At 28.3% G+C, this 4,764-nt stretch carries 4 protein-coding genes; all 4 read right to left on the bottom strand.

Annotated elements, in window-relative coordinates; all coding sequences use genetic code 11:
- Window positions 1–642 precede the first annotated feature (642 nt).
- Window positions 643–1,053: a hypothetical protein gene (locus tag C5L23_RS02780; RefSeq protein ID WP_133264263.1), complete on the bottom strand. Its 411-nt coding sequence runs from the start codon at window positions 1,051–1,053 to the stop codon at window positions 643–645.
- A 358-nt stretch (window positions 1,054–1,411) separates the two neighbouring features.
- Window positions 1,412–1,672, bottom strand: a complete 261-nt coding sequence (locus C5L23_RS02775) for a hypothetical protein (protein ID WP_133264262.1) — start codon at window positions 1,670–1,672, stop codon at window positions 1,412–1,414.
- Window positions 1,653–2,039: an HNH endonuclease gene (locus C5L23_RS02770; RefSeq protein WP_133264261.1), complete on the bottom strand. Its 387-nt coding sequence runs from the start codon at window positions 2,037–2,039 to the stop codon at window positions 1,653–1,655. The genes C5L23_RS02775 and C5L23_RS02770 overlap by 20 nt, the downstream gene beginning before the upstream one ends.
- A 115-nt stretch (window positions 2,040–2,154) precedes the next feature.
- Complete coding sequence (locus C5L23_RS02765; RefSeq protein ID WP_170168007.1) at window positions 2,155–4,317, bottom strand: AAA family ATPase; 2,163 nt, start codon at window positions 4,315–4,317, stop codon at window positions 2,155–2,157.
- Between the last annotated feature and the right edge of the window lie 447 nt (window positions 4,318–4,764).

Genomic DNA, 4,764 nt, shown 5'->3' with positions numbered 1-4,764 from the left:
GACATAAGCCTTAGGCGCAACTTATATGCCACTATAAGTGCTCATCTCATCGGTCTTATGATTTTCTTCAACACAGTACCAGACTTTTCTCTCTGTACCTGCGCTTGATTGATCGTTGATAATCATATAAAATTAGGTTATTGAAAATAACTTTAAATTTTGATTCTTATTAATAACGTTGTCGAAGGCATTATTTTATCAATCAAGAGTATATTTAGTTTTCAATGTACTGAAACACAGCTAGTAAATCTAGTTGTGTTTTTTTGTGCTGATTTTTAATGTTAATACTTTCTTAATAAACATTCGTATTTGACAAAAAGAATAAGCACAAGGAATGTTACAGAAGTATTTCAACTCCTGTTTCACACCTTATGCTTATAAGTTTATACTTTAAGTGCAAGTCATTTACCAGATGTTTAATCAATTGGTAAAATTACGGAAATATTTTTGTAATTTCGCTGGTTGATTTTTTATTTGTAAGACACTTCTTATTCTATTGTAGCAATGTCATACACTAATGCTAAATTACTGTCCACGGTTTCTAGTCTTTAATTCAATACTTTATAACATCTTGATTCCGCAACTAAATTGCTAAAAAAATACAGATACTTCAAATTTTTACATTTGATAATCTGTATTTTTTTAGATTCCGTGATATTTTTGATCTGCTTTAATTCGTACATGCTCTAAATCTTTAAAGCTCGTGCTGTCTACATACGCATTTTCGTTAATTAAATACTGCACCAACTTTTTATGATTATGATTCTTCCATGGAATTGCTAGTTTAACTACTATGGTATTTTCTTGCTCAAAACGTGATGACTGATCAACAATATGTGTTGTATATCCAGCTTGTTGAATATTCTGTTCGAATTGTTCTAATAAAAACTTGCTTGTGCTAGAGATAAGTTGCTGTGGTACATATAATAGATACACTTGTTGTTCTAAATCCACTGATTCCAAATCTTTTTTTAGTGTTTGAATGATAGATTTAATAATGAGTCGGACTTGAGTCTTGATATAACGGTATTCGGTATCTTTATTTTTAGGCATAAAATTTAACTATATTTCTATGGATAATGTAATTTAATAATTTCACAACTGTAATCGCTTAAATATTAGATTTTGTATTAATTAAATAAATCGTTTAAACTTTCGATGTCATAAACATCTGAATCTGAAATAAAAAGTTCGCGTATTCTCTGCGTCACATAATTATTCGAGAGTATCGGATATATAATTGGAATACAGCCAAATAAATTAAGTTGCATAAATTCATATTCATCAATTTTTTTTATTCCAACTACTTCAGATTGACCTCTATGAACAACTGATAATGGTTGATTTTTAAATTGAAATTGTCCTTCATTGAACTTAAAATTATTTCCAAATAGTATAATTAGTGAATCACTCATTTTTTTATACGTTTTTTTAATAGACTACTTTGACTACTATTGGTATCTTCAATTCGTAATTTACTGAATAATTTTATCGCAAAATTCATATTGTCCCAAGAATAGTTTTTAATCCCCAATATATATCCTAATTGTATTTTAAAAAGTTCAACATAAAAATACTCATCAAATTCTATATATTGTTGATATTCATTATTGAAAGATGTTGTTTCTTTAATTGTCCATTGACGAGTAGGATCAGTTTGAATTTTTTTCATACGCTGCTTTAGCATCAGATTTTGATAAAAAAATCCCCTCAACGTCACCATTTTCTTTATCCAAAAAAGAATCATCAGCTAATTTTATTTCTTTCATTCTTTGAAAAGCGTCAAAAGTAAGATTATAATATTTTCCACTCACGGATTCTTTAAGTCTAATTTGACCTTCTTTGTTGGAAAAAAAGTTATTTATGTTAGTCCATGATTGCCTAAAAGGATCATCTAAATATTGATCTAATTTATTGTTACAATCCTTGCAAAAAGCATTTTTAGTTTTTTGTTTACCCCCTAATGCTTTTAATGTAATATGCTCGACACTTTTGTTTTGCTTATTCAAATCTAATTTACAAAGAATGCATTTATTCATTAAAAAAGTTTCTCCGAACTGTTATTTTAAAAATAAAATTAAACTTATTATATTGTATTTTAGTTACTATCTCTATATTTTTAATGTATGATGTTATGCGACATCGCCTAAAATTTTACTTCATCATCATCAGATAATGATTTTCTTGATTTAAGCATATGAAAATTTTTTTGAAAACAGTTTTATATCTGTTTATATTTTCAGCATCAAATTGAATCACAAAATTATCGGAAATAAAATGCGATCCATCATTAATAACTGAAATCAAAGATTTACAACATATCTTTTCAACACCTTCAAATTCATCAATACATTTTTCGTAATCAACCCCACCCATGACTTTAAAATAATGTTCTAGTACACGACGCATACTATTAAAACAAGTTGCACTAGAGCTATTCTCGTCTTTAATATCTTTCCAAAGAAGCTCATAACTACTTTGTACAGGATTCTCTGCATAAGTAATAAGAGCTGTTTGCTCATCATTTTTTATTAAACGTCCATATAAAACTTCATCGTCCTTATACTTTGCTCGACTACCCAAAAACGTTGCTTCTTTATAAAAATAAAGATTATGCGTTAAAACGAAAACTTGGCTAATATCTTTATTATTACGACAGTCATTAATAATTTTCTTAACCAAAGAGCTAACAATGAACAATACCCCACTATCCAAACTTGAGATTGGATCATCTATAACGATTACTTTATTTTGCAAATCTGAAACTGGTGATTGACTTCCATATATTAAGTAATAAAAATACAGGAAAGTAATAAAATTATATTCACCCTCACTTAATGTCTTTTTAGCATCACTTCCATCTGAACGGACAATTTTGTAACTTGATGATTCCGTTGTATTAGTTGTCAATTTAAATCCCTGAAATCCAAAATTATTCAGTAATCTATTGATAATTTCAATTGTAGGAGTAACAGAAGTCAGTGTTCTCTCTAATTTTTCTGTATCTTGAATTAATTTTTTAGTGTCCGATGAAATAATTGCAATATTTTCAGAAATAGAATCAATACCCTTTTGAGTACCATCTACATTTTTTTTATAAGACTCTAAAGTTATTTTTGCTCGTACCGCCAAAAATGTCCATAATTGTTTTTTAAATTCATTTCGTTCTTCTTTTTGATTTCGTACTGCAAGATTTTTTCTCTCGATTAAGCTATTCATATTGTCAATAATTTCATTAACATGTTCACAAACAGGTATTAGTGACTCCAATTCTACTAACTCATTAGGATGTTCACTTTTATACGATAGTTTTTCCATATTTAATTTAAATAATGTTTCAATATTAGTGATTTCAACTATCAATTTGTTGAATTTCAAAAATGGAATATTTTTGTTAGTAAATTCTGTAAGTTTCCAAATTAATTTTTTTACGAATGAATTATAGCTTGAAATGAAAGTATTCAATGTATGAACATCTTCTTGAAATGTTTCATCAAAATATTCTTCCAATTGCTTACGGAAATTGGTAGGTAAACTTTGTTGACAAAAAGGACATTCGTTCCTATCGCCATCTATATAATCTTTCCCGGCCCTAACCCAATCGCTGTTTTGTAAATAATCAATAAAAATGCCGATTTGAGATTCGGAACTACCACTAATATGTTTTTGTAAAATAACATTATTATTGAAACTGATAACATTGTGTAGATTAATTTTACTAAATGTTTCATAAACGCTAGAATCATCTTGAAATAATAAGGAATAGCTTTCAAATAAAGTGTCTAGACTCAATGTTTGCTGATTCCCTTTTGTTTTTTCCCATGCTGAAAGTAGCCCATTAAAAAACGTTTCTTTATTATTCCTAAAACCAACTAAAGCTTTGGAAAACTGATTACCAAATGTTTGTTGCAAACTCCAGCACACATCCTTGGCTTCAGTTTTCTGAATTGACATCTTCTCATATAATTTTGATATTGTACTATTCTTTTTTTGTACCTCGGTTTGTTTATCCTTAATTTGAGATTTTAACTCCGAAAGTTTCTTTTTGGTTTCTACAGATTCTTCGCCTAATGTAAAGATTCCCGGCACATCAGAGCTAAAGTTTTTCTCCACAAATTTTTTATTGTAAACTAAAATTTGATCATTTTCGACTTCTGAAAAAGTACACCCATCAGATTTTAAATGGCCTCCTAAAATATTAGATAATGTTGTTTTTCCGCTTCCATTACTCCCAAAAATAAAATTTAATTTTTTTGCATTAATATTCACTTGTTTCTTATAAGAAGCTACTCCGTAAATTTTTATAGTATCTATCAAAACTGTTCCCTCAATTCAATAATAGTGATTATCTTTATTATGTTCCTGAAAAGTTCTGTAAACAAGTAAATTTTTTAGGTAATACTTATGGCTCACTGCATATCTTGATTTTTCACTTACTTTATAGAATTTTCACATCCAATATGTCGCGACATAAGCCTTAGGCGCAACTTATATGCCACTATAAGTGCTCATCTCATCGGTCTTATGATTTTCTTCAACACAGTACCAGACTTTTCTCTCTGTACCTGCGCTTGATTGATCGTTGATAATCATATAAAATTAGGTTATTGAAAATAACTTTAAATTTTGATTCTTATTAATAACGTTGTCGAAGGCATTATTTTATCAATCAAGAGTATATTTAGTTTTCAATGTACTGAAACACAGCTAGTAAATCTAGTTGTGTTTTTTTGTGCTGATTTTTAATGTTAATACTTTCTTAAT

It is taken from the genome of Leuconostoc fallax (assembly GCF_004354645.1).
Taxonomy (GTDB): Bacteria; Bacillota; Bacilli; order Lactobacillales; family Lactobacillaceae; genus Leuconostoc_B; species Leuconostoc_B fallax.
This window is presented reverse-complemented; position numbering and strand designations above follow the sequence as displayed.